Here is a 19,204-nt window from a genome sequence, read left to right on the forward strand (position 1 = left end):
ATGCGCAAGGCTTTGATGTGGTTGCCTTTGCTGATGATCGGGGTGGCAAACCCCGTGCTGGCGGCGGTACCGGATGCCTGGAAACACACCGCTTACGCCTACGATGCGCGGCAGACCGACCTGGCCACCGCGCTCAAAGACTTCGCCAAGGAGTTTGGCATCGGCCTGGACATGGCGCCGATTCAGGGCACGCTGGACGGCCGCATCCGGGCTCAGAACCCCCAGGCGTTTCTCGATCGGCTGGGGCAGGAACACCACTTCCAATGGTTCGTCTACAACGAAACCCTCTACATCAGCCCCACCGGCGAGCAAACGTCGGCGCGCATCGAAGTCTCGCCCGAGGCCGTGGATGACCTTCAGCAGGCGCTGTCCGACGTCGGGCTGCTGGACAAGCGTTTCGGCTGGGGCGCACTGCCTGACGAAGGGGTGGTCCTGGTGCGCGGCCCGGCCAAATACGTCGATTTCATCCGCACCTACAGCAAGAAGGTCGAGACCCCAGAGAAGGCAGAGAAGCAAGACATCGTGGTCTTGCCGCTGAAATATGCCAACGCCGCCGACCGCACCATTCGCTACCGCGACCAGCAACTGACCGTAGCAGGCGTCGCCAGCATCCTTCAGGAACTGTTGGAAAGCCGCTCCCGGGGCGAGTCGATCAATGGCGTGAACCTGCTCCAGGGGCAGGGCGGCGGGCGCTTGTCCGGCAGCAGCTCCGCAGGCCTGAATTACGGCGGCCTGGAAAGCGGCGGCTTCGACACCAACGCGCTGGAGCAAGGGCTGGACCGGGTATTGGGCAGCGGTGGGAAGCGCGGTGGCACTGCCAGCGCCAGCGGCGGCCGCTCGAAGATCCGCGTCAGTGCCGACGTGCGCAATAACGCGGTGCTGATCTATGACTTGCCCAAGCGCAAGGCGATGTACCAGAAACTGGTCAAAGAGCTGGACACCCCGCGCAATTTGATTGAAATCGATGCGGTGATCCTGGATATCGACCGTAACGAGCTAGCCGAACTGTCCAGCCGCTGGAACTTCAATGCCGGCAGCGTCAGTGGCGGGGCCAATCTGTTCTCGCAAGGCACCAGCTCCACGCTGTTCATTCAGGACGCCGGGAAGTTTGCCGCCGACCTGCACGCGCTCGAAGGCAATGGCGCGGCCTCGGTGATCGGCAATCCCTCGATCCTCACGCTGGAGAACCAGCCTGCGGTGATCGACTTCAGCCGCACTGAATACCTGACCGCCACCTCCGAACGCGTCGCTGACATTCAACCGATCACGGCGGGCACCAGTTTGCAGGTGATCCCCAGGTCGCTGGAAAAAGGCAACAGCTCCCAGGTCCAACTGATCGTCGACATCGAAGACGGCCAGATCGACACCTCGACGATCAACGAAGACCAGCCCGCGGTGCGCAAGGGCAACGTCAGCACCCAGGCGGTCATCGCTGAACACGGCTCGCTGGTCATCGGTGGCTTTCATGGCCTGGAAACCAATGACAAAGTGAACAAGATCCCGCTGCTGGGCGACATCCCGGTGATTGGCAAGCTGTTGTTCCAGAACCGCAGCCGCGAACTCAGTCAGCGCGAGCGGCTGTTCATCCTGACGCCACGCCTGATCGGCGATCAGGTCAACCCGTCGCGCTATGTCGAAATCAGCAATCCCCACGACGTCGACGACCAGATGAAACGCATCAAGCAGCGCCGCGATGGCGGTGAAACCCCGACCCGTGGCGATGTGCAGAATGCGTTCACCCAGTTGCTCGACGGCGTTGCGCCGGTGGGCTTCAACAGCGGCGAGACATTGCCCTTCGAGCCCGACAGCCTGTGCGATCCGGGCGATGGGCTCGCGCTGGATCGCCAGCGTTCGCAATGGTTTTCCCGCAAGGACTGGGGCGTAGCCGTAGTGGTGGCAAAAAACACCACGGCCAAGCCGGTTCGCATCGATGAAAGCCGTTGTGGGGGGCGTTGGGTGATGGGCGTCAGCGCCTGGCCGCACGCCTGGTTGCAACCGGGCGCAGAAAGCGAAATCTACATCGCCCTGCGTCAGCCTCAGGTGTCGACCCAGGCCAAACAGAACCGACCTTCGCTGCTCAAAGGGGCTCCACGATGAATCTGCGCGGTTACGTCATTCTTCTCCTGCTGGTCGCCACGCTGGGTGGTTGTGCCAGCCATTCGGGCTGCGCGGGCTATGCCTGCAAACGCCCGGACTCCACCGACCGCGAGCTGGTGATCTGGTGGCCGCCCGACATGCGCCAAGGCATCGATGAGCGCGATCACCAGCAGGATTACACGGTTGTGCCGCTAAAGGACTGACGGAGAAAGGGTTGACCATGATTCGAGTATCGGAAAAACACGCGTTCTATTCCCACGTGGCCGCCGAGCGCGCGGCGATCTGGCCGGTGGCGAGCGGTGTGGCGTTCGTCAGCCGCCGCGAGCACCGGGACTGGGGCATCGCGCTGCACATCGAGGGGCGGGCCCTGCGTCCGGATCAGTTGCGCGATGCCCTGGAGCGACGCTTCGCTCAGGCCGAAGTGTTCGACGAGTACTTCCTGTTTCTCGATGTGCAACGGGATTTCGTGGTCTGGCATGCGGTGCCAAGCCTTGCGGATTCGACGCTCAGTCTGGACAGCATCCGCCAGCATGAATTGATGCTGGCGGGGCTGGAGCATCTCAACGACGGTCTCTAGCCAGGAAGCAGAGGAGCAGCGCAACGCTGCGCCGAACAAACGCACAGGCCCTGCATGGGCCTGTCATGTCTGGAAACATTTCCTCTTCACCGTTCACACAAACGGTCCAAGCGCAGCACGTCTGTTCAAGACCTCCAACGCCTCCCGCGACACTATGACTCATCCCTCGTCGCCGGTTCCTTTGCCGGTGGCGGGCTTTTGATGATGACTGTGGTGTGCAATGACCTCTTCCTTTGCCGGTGACCGTGCGCAAGACCTCGGCCTGCTGTTTTTGCGGATCAGCGGCGCACTGTTCGTGCTGTTCGTGCACGGCCTGCCCAAGCTGCTGGACTTCAAGACGCAACTGACGCTCATCGAGGACCCGTTCCATATGGGCGCGACCTTGACCCTGTGCCTGGCGATCTTCGCTGAAGTCCTCTGTCCGTTGTTCATTCTGACCGGCGTGCTGGCACGCCTGGCCTGTCTACCTATCCTCTTTCTGTTGCTGGTGGCGCTGTTGTGGGTTCACCCCGAATGGTCCGTCGAGCAGGGGCAGTTCGGCTGGTTGCTGATCATTCTTTTCACCACCTTGTTGATCGCCGGGCCTGGCCGTCTGGCGCTGACTGTTCGCTTACCGGGAGCACTCCGTCATGCATGAGCCCACCGTTTATACCGACCTCACCCCGACCGCCGCGGCGGCCCCGCAAGAGGTGGTCACGCTGCTGGTCAAACACCGCGTCAAAGCGGGCATGGAAGACCGGTATGAAGCCTGGTTGCGCCAGACCGTCACCCTCGCCAGCACCTTTGCGGGGCATCTGGGGGTCGACGTCATTCGTGGCAAGGCGGGCGGCCTGCACATGTTCACGTGCGTGCTGCGGTTTGCCTCCGCCGACGTGATGCAGCGCTGGCTCGACTCTCCCGAGCGCCGCGAGCGGGTGGCGGAGGCCGCTCCCATGCTGGCCGATGGCGACGTGACCGAAATCAATCGCCATAACGAATTCTGGTTCGTCCCTGCCAGCGAGTTCCCACCCCCACCTCGCTGGAAACAGGCGGTGGTCACCTTTTGTGTGATCTGCCCGCTGACCCTGCTCATCCCCCTGCTATGGGGCCCGGTGTTCAGTGCTTTCCCCGCACTGAGCAATTACGTGATCAGCACGGCGCTGGTCACCGTGACCATCGTCTTGCTGGTGGTTTATCTGCTGATGCCGTTGGCCACCCGGCTGGCCGCCCCCTGGTTGAACGCCCGGCCGGAGGCTTTACCAGGGCGCGATCATGAAGGATGACCTCGAGGGCGATTCGCTGCCCAGCAGCGGGCGCCGTGCTTTCGTCGCCAAGGGGTCCCTGCTCGGCGCAGCGGCGGCCGTTCTCTCTTCACTGCCTGTCGCCGGCCTTGCGGCCGGCGCTTCAACCCTTTCTGCCGATGGAGGCACGATGAACGTCGATCTGATTCTCTACAACGGTCAGTTCCATACGATTGACCCGCAACAGCCCAGGGCCAGCGCAGTGGCCATTGGCGGTGGCAAGTTCGTCGCCGTCGGGAGCGATGCCGATATCATGGCCCTGCGCGGCAGCGCGACCCAAGTCATCGACCTGAATAGACGTACGATGATCCCGGGCCTCAATGACTCGCACCTGCACCTGATTCGAGGTGGTTTGAACTACAACCTGGAGCTCCGTTGGGAAGGCGTACCGTCCCTGGCCGATGGCTTGCGCATGCTCAAGGCCCAGGCCGATCGCACTCCGACCCCGCAATGGGTGCGTGTGGTGGGCGGCTGGAACGAATTTCAGTTCGCCGAAAAGCGCCTGCCGACCCTCGAAGAGCTGAACCAGGCCGCGCCGGACACCCCAGTATTCGTGCTGCACCTGTATGACCGCGCATTGCTCAACCGCGCCGCGTTGCGGGTGGCGGGCTACACCCGCGACACACCCAACCCGCCGGGCGGTGAGATTGTGCGTGACAGCAATGGCGAGCCGACCGGTATGCTGGTCGCCCGCCCCAATGCGATGATTCTGTACGCCACCCTGGCCAAGGGCCCCAAACTGCCGCTGGAGTATCAGGTCAACTCCACGCGCCAGTTCATGCGTGAACTCAACCGTCTGGGCCTGACCAGTGCCATCGACGCCGGTGGCGGCTTCCAGAATTACCCGGACGACTACGAGGTGATCAACCAGTTGGCGCAGGCCGGGCAACTGACCGTTCGCATCGCCTACAACCTGTTCACCCAGAAGCCGAAAGAGGAACTCAACGACTTCAAGCACTGGACCAGCACCGTGCAGTTGCACCAGGGCGATGACTTCCTGCGCCACAACGGCGCGGGGGAAATGCTGACTTTCTCCGCGGCGGATTTCGAAGATTTTCTCGAACCGCGTCCGGACCTGCCGCCCGGTATGGAACAGGACCTGGAGCCCGTGGTGCGCCACCTGGTCGAGCACCGTTGGCCGTTCCGTCTGCACGCGACTTACGATGAATCGATTTCGCGCATGCTCGACGTGTTCGAAAAGGTCAATCGCGACATCCCGTTCAACGGCATTCCGTGGTTCTTCGACCACTGCGAGACCATCTCCCCGAAAAACATCGAGCGCGTGAAAGCACTGGGCGGCGGTATCGCCATCCAGGACCGCATGGCGTTTCAAGGGGAATACTTCGTCGACCGTTATGGCAAGCAGGCGGCCGAAGCCACTCCGCCGATCAAGCGCATGCTGGCCGAGGGCGTTCCAGTCGGGGCCGGGACCGATGCCACACGGGTCTCGAGCTACAACCCTTGGACGTCCCTGTACTGGATGGTCAGCGGTCGCACCGTGGGCGGGTTGGAACTGTATCCCGAAGGCCTGTCCCGTGAGACCGCCCTGGAACTGTTCACCCGTGGCAGTGCCTGGTTCTCGTCCGAGCAGGGCAAGAAAGGGCAGATCAAGGTGGGGCAGTTGGCGGACGTCGTGGCCTTGTCGCAGGATTTCTTCAGCGTACCGGAGGAGTCGATCAAGTGGATCGAGTCGGTGCTGACCCTCGTTGACGGCAAGGTGGTGTACGCCTCGGACGAGTTCGATCATCTGGCCCCGCCCACGGTGCCGGTGCTGCCGGACTGGTCGCCGGTGGCGAAAGTCCCGGGCCACTGGCGCCCGAGCGCTCCGCTGAGCGCCGCCGTGCACCAGTGCAGCGGCCCTTGCGCGGTGCATGCCCACAGCCATGACAAGGCGCGCCAGTCCAAGGCTCCGATCAGCGATTTCCAAGGGTTCTGGGGAGCCTTCGGCTGCTCCTGCTTCGCGTTCTGATGCGCCACTGACAGGCGCATGAAACCCCTCGCCGGTGCCAACGGGCGAGGCCATGGGCCAGCGCCGTTCGCTGGCCGCCCGCAACCCGCAAACAGACACACTCACTGACATTCAATGGAGTCCATCATGACCGTTCCCTACAAGCGTCTGGATATCAACGATGCCGTCGTGCTGCTGGTCGATCACCAGACGGGCCTGATCTCGCTGGTGCAGGATTTTTCCCCGAACGAATTCAAGAACAACGTGTTGGCCCTGGCCGACTGCGCCAAGTTCTTCAAACTGCCGACCATCCTGACCACCAGCTTCGAAACCGGCCCGAACGGCCCGCTGGTGCCTGAGCTCAAGGACATGTTCCCGGACGCGCCCTACATTGCCCGTCCTGGCCAGATCAACGCCTGGGACAACGAAGACTTCGTCAAGGCGATCAAGGCCACCGGCCGCAAGCAACTGATCATTGCCGGTGTGGTAACGGACGTCTGCGTGGCGTTCCCGACCCTGTGCGCCCTGGAGGAGGGCTTCGATGTGTTCGTGGTGACCGATGCCTCGGGCACGTTCAACGAGGTGGTACAGCAGGCCGCCTGGGCGCGCATGTCCGCCGCCGGTGCGCAATTGGTTAACTGGTTCGCCGTGGCCTGTGAGCTGCAACGCGACTGGCGCAATGACATGGAAGGCTTGGCCAACCTGCTGTCCCAGCGCATCCCCAACTACCGCAACCTGATGAACAGCTATTCGGCCTTCAACAAGTAACGTCGCAACGACGTGCTGCGTGCCTGGGGCGAGTCGTTCATCGCGTTCGTGGGCACCTTCATCCCGGCAGAAATGATCGTCCCCACCCGGCGCGTGGGGATGATCATTCCTGTCCGCTGTGCACCCCCTTCGTTTATCATCCCGCGCGACATTGAAGGCGACGCGGTCGTCAATCCCGCTCGGCCGCCCGGCGACCGCAGCGACCATCGATTGGAGCATCATCATGGCAAAAGCCTCTGCAACTGTGCGTGTCCCGGCATCGGCGGACAAGGTCTGGCAACTGATTGGCGGGTTCGATGCGCTGCCTGACTGGCTGCCGTTCGTGAGCGAGAGCGTGGCGGCTGCCGGGGGGCGGATCCGGCAATTGACCACTCAGGACGGCGCCAGGATCAGTGAGCAACTGCAACGGTTCGACGAGCAGGGACGTACCTACAGCTACTCGATCGTCGAAGGGCCTTTGCCCCTGACGGACTACCTGGCCACCTTGACCGTCCGCGCCGACGGCGCCGAGGCGGCATTCGTCGAATGGTCCAGTACGTTCACCCCGGTCGGCATCTCCGACGCCGAAGCTGAAGCCTTGATCCTGGACGTCTACAACGGTGGGCTGGGAGCGTTGAAAGCTAACTTTGGCTGAGCCGGCCTGTAGGCCGATCCACCCGGGCTTCGGCGCGCCGATTCATCGCCCGGGTTGCAGTGCTCAGATTGCATTGTCCGGGATGCGTCGCTGCGCGACGGCGCATCGACACCCGGGTGAATGACGCAGGCGATGAATGACGCTAGTCAGGTCAAGTCGAAAAGAGTACAAATGTACTCCATGACGACTTTATCTCCCCGACGCGCTGCCATTCTGACGTTCATCCGGGATCGCATCGCCCAACATGGCCAGCCGCCCAGCCTGGCGGAAATCTCCGAAGCCTTTGGATTCGCTTCGCGCAGCGTGGCGCGCAAGCACATCGTGGCGCTCAGCGAAGCCGGTTTCATCGAGGTCATGGCCAATCAGGCCCGCGGCATTCGCCTGATCGAGCCGCGCACACCCACCGACATGCTGGAAATTCCGGTGCTGGGCCGGGTGGCCGCCGGTGTGCCCATCGGCCCCGACATCGATATTCACGACACCTTCACCCTCGACCGTCGCACGTTCCTGCGAATTCCCGATTACCTGCTGCGGGTCAAGGGGGATTCGATGATCGAAGACGGCATCTTCGATGGCGACCTGGTGGGCATTCTGCAAAGTGCCGACGCCAGGGACGGACAGATCGTCGTGGCCCGCCTGGACGGCGAGGTGACCATCAAGCGTCTCGAACGCGGCGACGATCAGCTTCGCCTACTGCCGCGCAACCCGGCCTATGCGCCCATCGTCGTTCGTCCCGATCAGGATTTCGCCATCGAAGGCGTGTTCTGCGGGTTGGTGCGCCGGGAATGATGGGCGCGGTGGTCAGTCTCGACGCGCTGCTGGACGAGCGCCGCGTCTGGAAAGGGCGCCCACAGGTTCAGCCGGTGGCGGCACAGCCTACCGGCCACCGGCTGTTGGATGCCGCATTGCCCATGGGCGGCTGGCCCCCCGCAGCCTTGACCGAAATCCTCATTCCAGCGCCGGGCAGTGGCGAGTTGCGCCTGCTGTGGCCGACCCTGGCACGCCTGGCGGACCGTGGCGAACGCATCGTGCTGGTGGCACCGCCCCATGTTCCATACCCCCAGGCCTGGTCTTGCGCGGGGGTGGACGTGCGCCAGTTGGCGATCATTCAGGCCCGCGATACGGACGCCTTATGGGCCGTCGAGCAGTGCCTGCGGTCGGGCAGTTGCGGCGCGGTGCTGTGCTGGCCGGGCAAGGTGGACGACCGGGCCCTGCGCCGTTTGCAGGTGGCAGCGGAGACCGGCGAAACCCTGGCTTTCGCCTGTCGCGGCCAGCAGGCGGCCGTGAACCCGTCGCCTGCGGCGTTGCGCATTGCCATCGACACGCGCCCCGGTCAGTTGCGCGTCCTCAAATGCCGGGGCGGGCTGGCTCCCGCCTCACCGATTCCTTTCAACCACGACGCTTGAGGTGTCCATGCTCTGGGCCTGTGTCCTGCTGCCGCAACTGGCACTGGACGGCGTCATGCGTCGTCGTGCCGAACCCGAACGACCGCTGGCGCTGATCACCGGCCCGGCGCAACGTCGCGTCCTGCAGACCGTCAATGCGGCCGCCCGAGGGCTGGGCCTGCGGGCCGGTCAGTCGCTGACCGCCGCCCAGGCCATGACCCGCGAATTCGATACAGTCGAGTACGATCCGGCGCAAACCGAGCATTGGCACCGGTTGCTGGCGGCCTGGGCGTATCGCTTCAGCTCCAGCGTCAGCCTGAAATACCCTCGGGTGTTGCTGATGGAGGTCGAATCCAGTTTCGGCCTGTTCGGCCCCTGGCCGTTGTTCGAGGCGCGCCTGCGACATGAGCTGACCGCCATGGGGTTCAGCCATCGCATCGTTGCCGCGCCCAACCCGGTAGCGGCGCGGGTGCTGGCCAACGCCTACGACGGCTTGGCCGTCACCTGCAACGACAGCCTGCGGCAGAGGCTCGAACAGATGCCGGTCAACCGCATCGGGCTGCCGGCCGATGTGGCGACGGCACTGAGTCGCATGGGCCTTCAGCGGTTGCATCAGGTGCTGGCATTGCCCCGCGACACCCTGGCCCGGCGGTTTCCGGCGAGCATGCTGCAACACCTCGATACGTTGCTCGGCCAGAGGCCGGTGGCCTTGGCGTGCTATCTGCCACCGGATCATTTCGAAACCCGCATCGAGCTGAATTTCGATGTGGAGTCCCATCAGGCGTTGCTGTTTCCCCTCAAACGCATGATCGCCGACCTGGCGCTGTTTCTGGGCGGGCGTGACAGCGGCGTGCAGCGTTTCATCATTCACCTGGAGCACGTACCCAGCGTCGGCAGTGTCGCGCCGGACACCTTGATTCCCGTGGGCCTGCTCAGTGCCGAGCGGGAGGCCGACCGGTTGTTCGAACTGGCGCGCGGGCGCCTGGAGCAGGTACAGGTGCCGTCGCCAGTGCGGGCCTTGAAGTTGCTGGCCAAGGACCTGCCCGCGTTCGTGCCCACTCACCGAGAACTGTTCGATGCCCGGCCACAGCAGAATCTGCCGTGGGAGCAACTGCGCGAGCGCTTGCGGGCGCGGTTGGGGGATGAGGCCGTCATCGGCCTGAGCTTTCATGCCGACCATCGGCCCGAATGCGCATGGCGTCCGATGTCCCACGGCAAACTGGCCGAGGGTTTCAGGCCGGTACCGCGCCCGGGGTGGTTGCTGCGTGAGCCTGAACCGTTGCCCGAGGCCGGCTGGCGAATCCTGGCAGGGCCCGAGCGCATCGAGTCCGGCTGGTGGGACGGCGGGGATGTGCGTCGCGATTATTACCTGATCGAAACCCGCCAGGGGCAGCGGGGTTGGGCCTGGCGCGATGTGGGCCGTGACGGCAGCCTGTGGCTGCAGGGGTGGTTCGCATGAGTTGCGAGTACGCCGAGCTGCATTGCCTGTCCAATTTCAGCTTTCAACGCGGTGCTTCCAGCGCAGAGGAATTGTTCGAACGGGCCAAGCTGCATGGCTATCACGCCTTGGCGATCACCGATGAATGCACCCTGGCAGGGATCGTGCGCGCCTGGCAAGCATCCATCAAATGCGCAATCCCTTTGATCGTCGGCAGCGAGATCTGCGTGGAGCTCGGGCCGAAGATAGTGGTGTTGGTGGAGAACCTCACGGGCTATCAGGCACTGTGCAAACTGATCACCTTGGGGCGCCGACGCAGTCAGAAAGGCGAATACCGGTTGCTGCGCGAAGACTTCGATTTCGCCCTGGATGGCCTGTCGGTCTTGTGGCTGCCTGATATGGACCAGCCGGTCGAAACGCGAAACGAGCAGGGCCAGTGGCTGTGTCGGGTCTTTCCTGAAGCCCTGTGGCTGGGCGTTGAACTGCACTGCGGGCCGGACGACCGCCAACGGCTCGACCAGTTGCTGGCGCTGGCGGCCGGATTCGGTATTCCGGCGGTGGCCTGCGGCGACGTTCACATGCACGCCAGGGGGCGCCGCGCCCTGCAGGACACCATGACCGCCATTCGGCATCGCACCACGGTGGCCGAGGCCGGGCAGCGGCTGTTCCCCAATGGCGAACGCCATTTGCGTTCTCCCGCGGCGCTGGCGGAGCTGTACCCGGCCCATTTGCTGGCCGAAACCCTGACCCTGGCACGGCGTTGCACCTTCGACTTCGATCAGTTGCGCTACCAATACCCCCGCGAGCTCGTGCCGGAGGGGTACTCGGCAACCCGTTGGCTGCGCGAACTGACCGAGCGTGGCGCGCGCAAACGCTGGCGCAACGGGATACCCGACGTGGCTCGGCAAAACATCGAGAAAGAGCTGCGGATCATCGCCATCAAAGGTTATGAAAGCTACTTTCTGACAGTGCACGACATCGTCCGCTTCGCTCGGGACCGAGGCATTCTGTGCCAGGGCAGGGGCTCGGCGGCCAACTCGGCGGTGTGTTTCGCGCTGGAGATCACCGAACTGGACCCGTCGACATCCCAACTGCTGTTCGAGCGCTTCATCTCCGAGGAGCGCAACGAGCCGCCGGACATTGACGTGGACTTCGAGCACGAACGCCGCGAAGAGGTCCTGCAATACGTGTTTCGCCGCTATGGCCGACACCGGGCCGCCTTGACTGCCGTCGCCAGCACCTACCACGGTGCCGGCGCGATTCGCGATGTGGCGCGCGTGCTCGGGCTGCCACCGGATCAGATCAACGCCTTGGCGGGCTGTTGCGGGCGCTGGACCGACACATTGCCGCCCGCCGAGCGCCTGCGGGAGGCCGGGTTCGAGCCGGACAGCCCGATCCTGCATCGGGTGTTGACCCTGGCAGGTGAACTGATCGGCTTTCCCCGGCACCTGTCGCAGCACCCTGGTGGGTTCGTGATCTCCGAGCAGGCGCTGGAGACGCTGGTGCCGGTCGAAAACGCGGCCATGGCCGAACGCACCATCATCCAATGGGACAAGGACGACCTGGACCTGGTCGGGCTGCTGAAGGTGGACATTCTTGCGCTGGGAATGCTCAGCGCGTTGCGGCGCACGTTCGATCTGATCGAACTGCACCGGCAGAGGCGCTGGACCCTCGCCGAGATCCCGCCCGAAGACAAACCGACCTATGACATGATCAGCCGCGCCGACACGGTCGGGGTGTTCCAGATCGAGTCGCGGGCGCAGATGTCGATGTTGCCACGGCTGCGGCCGAAAACCTTTTATGACCTGGTGATCGAGGTGGCCATTGTCAGGCCGGGGCCGATCCAGGGCGACATGGTGCACCCGTACCTGCGCCGTCGTAACGGTGAAGAAGAGGAAACCTACCCTTCGGAGGAACTCAAGGCGGTTTTTAAACGCACCCTCGGCGTGCCGCTGTTTCAAGAGCAGGTGATGCAACTGGCGATCGTCGCCGCCGAATACACGCCGGGCGAGGCCGATGAACTGCGCCGTTCCATGGCTGCCTGGAAGCGCCATGGCGGGCTGGAACCTCATTACCAGCGCCTTAGCGAGCGGATGACGGCGAAGGGGTACGGCAAGGATTTCATCGATCGCATCTTCGAACAGATCAAGGGCTTCGGCAGCTATGGTTTCCCTGAGTCCCATGCCGCCAGCTTTGCCTTGCTCACCTACGCCAGTTGCTGGCTCAAGTGCCATGAACCGGCCGCCTTCACCTGTGCCCTGATCAACAGCTGGCCCATGGGGTTCTACAGCCCCGATCAGTTGTTGCAGGATGCGCGCCGCCATCACATCGACGTGCACCCGGTGGACATTCGCTACAGCGATTGGGATTGCACGCTGGAGCCGGTCGAAGGGCGTGTGTACACGGAGAATCTGGCGATCCGCATGGGCCTGCGCATGATTCGCAGCTTTCGCGAGGAGGACGCCCGGCGCATCGAGCAGACACGCCAGCAACGCCCCTTCAAGGACGTCACCGACCTGTGCCTGCGCGCCGGGCTCGACCACCGGGCACGCGCTTTGTTGGCGGACTCCGGCGCGCTTCGCGGCCTGAGTGGCCATCGTCACCGGGCACGTTGGGAAATCGCCGGGGTCGAGGTGCAGCGGCCTTTGTTCACGGACGATTGTTTCGGCGAAGAAGCTCAAGTGGCGTTGCCGCTGCCGAGCGTGGCGCAGGACCTGATGGCCGATTACGACACCCTGGGTACGACGCTGGGGCCGCACCCCTTGGCGTTGCTACGGTCCAGGCTGGCAGCGAAGCGATTTCGCAGCTCGAAGGACCTGCTCAACGAAACCCACGGCAGGTACTTCAGCGTCTCCGGCCTGGTGGTGGGGCGCCAGCGACCGGGGACCGCCAGCGGAGTGACGTTCGTCACCCTGGAAGATGAACACGGGATGATCAACGTGGTGGTCTGGCGGGATCTGGCCGAGCGCCAGCGCAAAGTGTTGGTGGGGTCGCAGTTGATGCAGGTCTTCGGCCGGTTCGAATACGAGAAAGGCGTCCGTCACATTATTGCCCAGCGCCTGTTCGACCTGACGCCGCTGCTGACAGGGCTGGATGTGCGCAGCCGGGACTTTCGCTGAGGCGCGAGCCGCCTTCAAGCCCCCACACCGCAGCCCCCACGGCTCGCGGACAGGCGTGACGGCACCGTCAGGCTGCGTCCGTGCACAGGTAAAGAGGGCGGACGCAACGCAGAGGCCTATCGGTCAGATCAGTTCCACCGACACCGGTGGCAGCCCGCGAATTTCGCCTTCGGCCAGGCCAGGGGCCTTGATCGGGTGCATGCCGGTGTAAGAGCCCGTGGTGATGACCCACTCCGGCGTCACGCTCAGGCCTTGTTGAGTGTGATGGTTGACCAGCCAAGGCAGCAGACGGCGAGGGTCGCCTGCCGGGTTGGCGCCGTCGCCCGGAACGATGTCCTCGCCGGCGTAGACAAAGCTCAGCGCCGGTTCCAGGAAAGGGAACTCGGGGTCATAAGGTACGAAATCACCCACGATCAGCGCGCCGTGGTTCAGCAGGTCGCCCAAGGCCAACAGCGGGTCGATACTGGGCCAGGCGATAAAGCGGCTGGAGACGATTTCAATGGTCGCCCCCATCGAGCCGATGCTGCTCAGCACCTCGTCATCGCTGTACGGCTCAGGGCGCGGGGTAAACTCGCGGTTCAGGCGGAAGGCGATTTCCAACTCGAGGATCGGATGAGGGTAATCGATCATTTCCACTTGGCTGCCACTGGCGAACAGGCCGTCCTCGGGCAACAGCGATCCATTGATCGGCCCACCCTGGGTGGATTTGGAACCGACTTTCCAGCCGCCGACCGTTGTGTCACGCAAGCGCAGGATGTCTCGTTGGAGCGCGTAGGCCCCAGCGGCGTCTGCAGGAACATATTCGGGACGAATCTCGGTGATTTTCCGACCGTCGCGCATGGCGTCGACAATCAATTCGGCAATCTTGGCAGGAGGGGACGGTTGATTCACGCGGGAACTTCCTTCAGTCAATTGATGGAAAGCGCCCCGCGACCGAACTCAGGGACGGGCCGGTTGCGGAGCCAGCGCGTCTACTCTAACCCCATTTGCCGACGACACAGAACCCTGCGTCGGCCATTCAACCTTTCTGGCAGTCGTCGCCCAGACGGGTGTATTCGAGTTGATGGCTGACCCCGTTGCTGTCGACATACTCCATGCGCGCCTTGACCGGCCCGCATTCGGCCGATGCCGCGCTGGCGTTGCTGATCCGGACGATCTTGGCGATGTCCAGGTCATGGCTGTAGTCATACTGGGCTTCCTGCGGGGTGGTCGTCGTCGCAGCGCTCGGCTGATCCGCAGCCGCGGCGAACAGGCTGACCCACGACAGTGTGACGAACAATGCGTATTTCATGGCGAACCTCGACTCATCCGAAGATGCGCAACGGGCAAAAGGGCGACTCTCGATGGCGTCAGTTTAAAAAGGGCGTTTGCGGTGAAGAAATATTGTCTGTCGATAGGCTTCATCGACCGTCGTGATGGCCCTCATCAGGGAGGGCGTCAGCGATCGCCGTGGCTCACGGTTTCGTGACAGGCGGGGCCGGTTACGCTATTCCCTTGAGGAATCCGCTGCATAAAAAACATGAATTTTCTTTATGGTCGATGAGCTTCTACTGTGTGCGGATCACCCCTCAACAAGGAATCGGCCATGCCCTCGGCGCCCTCGAATGCCTCGTTCGAACGACACTGGAAACGTAATCTGGCGGTGTGTGTCGTGGGCGCGTTCACCACCATCGTTGCGATGACGCTGCTGTTGCCTTTTCTGCCCGTGTATGTCGAACACTTGGGCGTGAGCGATCCGGCGGCCGTGGTGCAGTGGTCGGGGGTGGCGTATGGCGCGACGTTCCTTTCCGCTGCGTTGACCGCGCCCTTGTGGGGCCAACTGGGCGACCGTTATGGGCGCAAGCTGATGTTGATCCGCGCCAGCCTCGGAATGGCCATCGCCATGTCGCTGATCGGCCTTGCAGAGAACATCTACCAATTGGTGGGCCTGCGCCTGTTGGCGGGGCTTCTGGGTGGGTACGCGTCCGGGGCGACGATCCTGGTCGCCACTCAAACGCCCAAGGAGCGCTCGGGCTGGGCGCTGGGCACGTTGTCATCCGGCATCATGGCCGGGAACCTTGCCGGCCCCTTGATCGGTGGCTCGCTGCCGCCGTTGATCGGCATCCGAAACACCTTTTTTCTTGCGGGCGGTGTCATTTTCATCACGTTTCTGGCCACGCTGTTTCTCATGAAGGAAGCCCCACGCCCCAAGCCCAAGGCCGACGTGGCATCCCCAATGAACACGCGCCCGTGGGACCTGATCACAGACCGCAGGCCGGTCATCGCAATGTTTGTGGTGGCGAGCCTGGTGATGTTCTCGATCATGTCCATCGAGCCGATCATCACGGTGTACCTGACGCAGTTGCACACCCCGAACGTGACATTCATGGCGGGCCTGGTCATGTCGGCGACCGCGCTGGCGAGTGTGTTGTCAGCCTCGCGCATCGGCAAGCTGGCCGACCGGGTCGGGCACCGCAAGGTGGTGATTGGGTGCCTGGTGACGGCAGCGGTTCTGCTCGTCCCTCAAGCCTTCGTCACTGCGGCCTGGCAGTTGGTGGGGCTGCGCTTTCTGATGGGCATCGCGCTGGGCGGGCTGTTGCCGTGTATCGCCGCGATCATCCGCCATTCGGTACCGGATGCGGTGGCGGGGCGGATGCTGGGGTATTCGACGTCCAGTCAGTATGTCGGGCAGGTGCTGGGGCCGTTGACGGGTGGCTACCTGGGCGGGCATTTCGGCATGTCGATCGTGTTCATCGTCACCAGTGCCCTGATGGCTGGCTGTGCCGTGGCCATGGCGGTGATGCAACCTCTGGCCAAGGCTCAGCCGCAGACCCGTTGACGAAATAATCACACGGGTTTGCGGATAATCTTGCGTGGCGGTGGATGGCACCGCTTTTTGCGCAGCGTGATGTACGGGATTCATGGATATCAAACACAGCCTCAAACAACGGATCGTGATTGTCTTTGCCCTGATGAGTGCGCTGGTGGCCGGTGTGTTCGGCGTGGGCGTCATCGCCACCGTTCACGTGGTCGAAAAGCGCCTGACGATCATGAGCCTGAGCGGCAATCTGCACCGGCTGCTCACTCAGGACCGCGTCGAAGACTGGCGACATCGCCCGGAAAAGGGCGAGCTGTTCTACGCCGACGACGGCATCGATGACGTGGCCATGGCCGATGACCTTAAATCCCTGCAACCAGGGTTTCAGGAATTTTTCCGCGGCACCAAGGGGTATTACGCGATGGTCGAGGACGTGAACGGCCGTCGTTACGTCTTGTTGCGTGACCAGCGCAGCACCCGAAAACGCGAACGCATTCTGTTCGGCATCGTGCTGGTGGGGTTTATCCTGAGTGTCTTGCTGGCGATTCTGTTGGGCCGACTGCTGGCCTCGCGCGTGATGGCGCCGGTTTCCCGCCTGGCCAGTCAGGTGCGGCACCGCGATCAATTGCTGCAACTGGCGCCGGTGCTTGCCGACGACTACGCACGAGACGAGGTCGGTGCGCTGGCCCGTTCCTTCGACGAAACCCTGGGGCGCCTGCGCGCTGCCTTGGGACGGGAGAAGCTGTTCACCAGCGATGTCAGCCATGAGCTGCGTACGCCGTTGATGGTCCTCGCGACGTCCTGCGAATTGCTGCTCGAATACCCGAGGCTCGATGAGCGCTCGCGCACTCAGGTGCAACGGATCAGCAAAGCGACGGCGGGAATGAACCAACTGGTCGAAACCTTTTTGCTGCTGGCCCGTACCGAAGGCAACCATACCCCGAACGGGCAGCAGGCCAGCGTTCTTCAGGTCGCCGAAGAGTTGGTCGAAATCTGGCGTGGGCCGATTCTGGAAAAAGGCCTGGCGTTCATGTTCGAACCCTGCGCCGAAACGGCCAGCCGTTACAACGCGGCATTACTGCGCTCGGTGATGGGCAACCTGCTGCGTAATGCCTGGCACTACACCGACGAAGGTTTCATCCGGCTGACCCTGAGCGCTGACGGTTTCAAGGTGGAAGACAGCGGGATCGGCATCCCGCTGGAAAAACAGAGGGCAATGTTTCAGCCGTTCGTGCGCGGCGATGAGCAACGCGGCGAGGGGCTGGGGCTGGGGCTGTCGCTGGTCCAGCGTATCTGCGCCAGTCAGCATTGGAGCGTCGAGCTGACCAGCCGTGAACCGGCGGGGTGTTGCTTCTCGGTAGGGCTGGGCACCCCCGCGGCGCTGGCGTTGTAAAAACGGCTTGCGACGATGGCGGGATCCGTTGCCGTTGGGCGTCCAGCGCTGCCGCGGTCTGCGGATCGGGGCTACTCTGTTGTCAACCATCGAGTGCCGATGCCGCTATAAGGGGTAAGTATTGACTGCCGTTGCTTCCGAGTTCCTGTCTGGCGTCACCCCGCAGCGGGCCAGACGCCACGCGATTCAGGCGGGCGGGCTGGCCTTGTTGCTGTTCATGGCAGCCAGCTGGCACCTGAGCATCATCGGCTTCGACTCGCGTTTCGTGCTGTTCGCCCAGGAAATGCTGCGCCACGGCCCTAGCGCCTTTCCCACCACTTACGGCGCGCCGTACCCGGATTATTCGGGGTTATCGACCTGGCTGATTTACCTGTTTTCCCTGCCGTTCGGCGAGGTCTCCAGCTTTTGCGCCTGGCTGCCGACGTGCATCGCATCCGCCGTGACGGTGGGGCTGATGTATCGCCTGCTCGCACCCTATTCGCGACGCTGGGCATGGTTGAGCATCGCCTTGCTGTTGCTGAGCAACACGTTCATCACCGAAACCCGGGCGGTGTCGCTGGATCAGATGCTGGCGACGGTCTCTTTCTCCGCCTTCTACCTGGCCTATTCCCACGACCATTTCGCTGCCCGCCGACGGCTGGGCTGGATGCTGGGCTTGCTGGTGCTGGGGTTCGCGATTCGCGGCCCGATCGGTTTGGTGGTGCCCGCCGGGGTACTGTGCAGTTATTACCTGCTGAGCCGGCAATGGCGACGGCTAGCGACCTTTGCAGCCACGGCGTTGGGGTTGTTGATCGCCTGCATGGCGCTGTTGCTGCTGTTGGCCTGGTTCAGCGGTGGGCCGGCGTTTTTCGATGAAGTGATCCGCATGCAAATCACTTCACGGCTGGACGGTAGCGAAGGGGCCAGCCCGCTGCTGTGGTATTTCGGCAGCTCGTTGGGCAACTACGCGCTGGCCTATCCCTTGGCGCTGGCGGTGATGGGCATCGTCCTGCTGTCGGGGCGCAGGTCCCCGAGCGAGGCGCGCAGCCTGGTGTACCTGTGTGCATTCGCGGGGTTGACGGTCATGGTCGGCCTGTCGATCCCGCAGGCGAAGAAAGCGCGCTACATCCTGCCCATGCTGCCGCTGGCCGCCGTGGTCGCGGCGTATCCGTTTCAGGTCCGGGCGGGGCGTGCATACGCGTGGATGCGTGGCGTGATTCTGACGCTGTGCTGCTTCATTCCGGGTGCATTGCTCGCCGGCCTGTTGGCGGTGCGCCCTCGGTTTCCCGAAGGCTTGAGCGATATCGGGCCGGTGCTGACGGCGCTGGGGCTGTTGCAACTCATTGCCTTGCCGCTGCTGATGCGCCCCCGCCTGAGGCTGTATGGCCTACCGGCCTGTGCCGTGCTGGCCGTGTGGATCGGTTACATCGGCGTCTTCGAGAAAGCCGAGCGCATCCTGTACGACACCCGTCACTTCACCCAGGCGGTGCGTGATGTGACCCGTTCGGAACATGCGCCGCTGGTGCTGCACGGCATGGGCAGGGATGCCAAGGGCATCAAGTTCATGGTCAACGTCGATGAAGACCTGCAACCGGTCTTCACCGAGACACCCGAACAACTGCAGGCAATTGCCGGCCCGGCTTACGTGGTGATGAGCAATAACGACCTGCAGCAGCTTCAAGGCACCTATTCCGCGGAACTGCCGGTCCTGCTCAGCGGACGGTTCGACAAGGAGGACTACGTTCTGCTACGGGTGCCGGGGCGTTGAGTTCATGCCAGCGCGTCAAAC

At 63.4% G+C, this 19,204-nt stretch carries 17 protein-coding genes; 15 read left to right on the top strand and 2 right to left on the bottom strand.

The window, feature by feature from the left end; all coding sequences use genetic code 11:
* The 12 genes from sctC (at position 1) to N5D61_RS01345 (ending at position 13,246) form a co-directional block, all read left to right on the top strand.
* The gene (gene sctC, locus N5D61_RS01290; protein ID WP_279890249.1) at positions 1-2,097 is read left to right on the top strand and encodes a type III secretion system outer membrane ring subunit SctC; all 2,097 of its coding nucleotides are present in this window, start codon (positions 1-3) and stop codon (positions 2,095-2,097) included.
* Positions 2,094-2,300 (top strand): HrpT family type III secretion system protein, encoded by a 207-nt coding sequence (gene hrpT / locus N5D61_RS01295; protein ID WP_108239811.1) that lies wholly within the window; start codon positions 2,094-2,096, stop codon positions 2,298-2,300. Before sctC ends, hrpT begins: the two co-directional genes overlap by 4 nt.
* Positions 2,301-2,317: 17 nt before the next feature.
* Positions 2,318-2,674, top strand: a complete 357-nt coding sequence (locus N5D61_RS01300; RefSeq protein WP_108239828.1) for a type III secretion protein HrpV — start codon at positions 2,318-2,320, stop codon at positions 2,672-2,674.
* A gap of 220 nt (positions 2,675-2,894) precedes the next feature.
* Positions 2,895-3,311: a DoxX family protein gene (locus N5D61_RS01305; RefSeq protein ID WP_279890252.1), complete on the top strand. Its 417-nt coding sequence runs from the start codon at positions 2,895-2,897 to the stop codon at positions 3,309-3,311.
* On the top strand, positions 3,304-3,936 hold the full coding sequence (locus N5D61_RS01310; protein WP_279890254.1) for an antibiotic biosynthesis monooxygenase: 633 nt from the start codon (positions 3,304-3,306) through the stop codon (positions 3,934-3,936). The genes N5D61_RS01305 and N5D61_RS01310 overlap by 8 nt, the downstream gene beginning before the upstream one ends.
* Positions 3,937-4,084: 148 nt before the next feature.
* Positions 4,085-5,923, top strand: coding sequence for an amidohydrolase (locus N5D61_RS01315; RefSeq protein ID WP_108239829.1), 1,839 nt, complete (start codon positions 4,085-4,087; stop codon positions 5,921-5,923).
* 126 nt (positions 5,924-6,049) lie between these two features.
* Complete coding sequence (ycaC, locus tag N5D61_RS01320) at positions 6,050-6,670, top strand: isochorismate family cysteine hydrolase YcaC (protein WP_108239814.1); 621 nt, start codon at positions 6,050-6,052, stop codon at positions 6,668-6,670.
* 223 nt (positions 6,671-6,893) lie between these two features.
* Positions 6,894-7,304, top strand: a complete 411-nt coding sequence (locus N5D61_RS01325; RefSeq protein ID WP_279890255.1) for an SRPBCC family protein — start codon at positions 6,894-6,896, stop codon at positions 7,302-7,304.
* 171 nt (positions 7,305-7,475) lie between these two features.
* The gene (lexA, locus tag N5D61_RS01330) at positions 7,476-8,093 is read left to right on the top strand and encodes a transcriptional repressor LexA (protein WP_279890257.1); all 618 of its coding nucleotides are present in this window, start codon (positions 7,476-7,478) and stop codon (positions 8,091-8,093) included.
* Positions 8,093-8,710, top strand: coding sequence for a translesion DNA synthesis-associated protein ImuA (gene imuA / locus N5D61_RS01335; RefSeq protein ID WP_279890526.1), 618 nt, complete (start codon positions 8,093-8,095; stop codon positions 8,708-8,710). Before lexA ends, imuA begins: the two co-directional genes overlap by 1 nt.
* Before the next feature lie 7 nt (positions 8,711-8,717).
* Complete coding sequence (locus N5D61_RS01340) at positions 8,718-10,148, top strand: DNA polymerase Y family protein (RefSeq protein ID WP_108239818.1); 1,431 nt, start codon at positions 8,718-8,720, stop codon at positions 10,146-10,148.
* Complete coding sequence (locus N5D61_RS01345) at positions 10,145-13,246, top strand: error-prone DNA polymerase (protein ID WP_279890258.1); 3,102 nt, start codon at positions 10,145-10,147, stop codon at positions 13,244-13,246. The genes N5D61_RS01340 and N5D61_RS01345 overlap by 4 nt, the downstream gene beginning before the upstream one ends.
* A 123-nt stretch (positions 13,247-13,369) precedes the next feature.
* Here the strand turns inward: N5D61_RS01345 and N5D61_RS01350 are convergent, their stop codons facing one another.
* Both N5D61_RS01350 and N5D61_RS01355 read right to left on the bottom strand, forming a co-directional pair.
* A complete protein-coding gene (locus tag N5D61_RS01350; RefSeq protein ID WP_279890260.1) occupies positions 13,370-14,137 on the bottom strand; it encodes a 2-keto-4-pentenoate hydratase in 768 nt (255 codons plus the stop codon).
* A 127-nt stretch (positions 14,138-14,264) separates the two neighbouring features.
* The gene (locus tag N5D61_RS01355) at positions 14,265-14,537 is read right to left on the bottom strand and encodes a DUF2790 domain-containing protein (RefSeq protein ID WP_279890261.1); all 273 of its coding nucleotides are present in this window, start codon (positions 14,535-14,537) and stop codon (positions 14,265-14,267) included.
* Between the two features lie 294 nt (positions 14,538-14,831).
* Here N5D61_RS01355 and N5D61_RS01360 point away from each other — a divergent pair, with 294 nt between their 5' ends.
* The 3 genes from N5D61_RS01360 (at position 14,832) to N5D61_RS01370 (ending at position 19,183) form a co-directional block, all read left to right on the top strand.
* Positions 14,832-16,064 carry an MFS transporter gene (locus N5D61_RS01360; RefSeq protein ID WP_279890262.1) on the top strand — a complete coding sequence of 411 codons (1,233 nt, stop codon included), beginning with the start codon at positions 14,832-14,834 and terminating at the stop codon, positions 16,062-16,064.
* 82 nt (positions 16,065-16,146) lie between these two features.
* The gene (locus tag N5D61_RS01365) at positions 16,147-17,436 is read left to right on the top strand and encodes a HAMP domain-containing sensor histidine kinase (protein ID WP_279890264.1); all 1,290 of its coding nucleotides are present in this window, start codon (positions 16,147-16,149) and stop codon (positions 17,434-17,436) included.
* Between the two features lie 217 nt (positions 17,437-17,653).
* Positions 17,654-19,183, top strand: a complete 1,530-nt coding sequence (locus tag N5D61_RS01370; RefSeq protein WP_279890527.1) for a phospholipid carrier-dependent glycosyltransferase — start codon at positions 17,654-17,656, stop codon at positions 19,181-19,183.
* Positions 19,184-19,204 lie beyond the last annotated feature (21 nt).

Origin of the sequence: Pseudomonas sp. GD03842 (genome assembly GCF_029841165.1) — a bacterium.
GTDB lineage: Bacteria > Pseudomonadota > Gammaproteobacteria > Pseudomonadales > Pseudomonadaceae > Aquipseudomonas.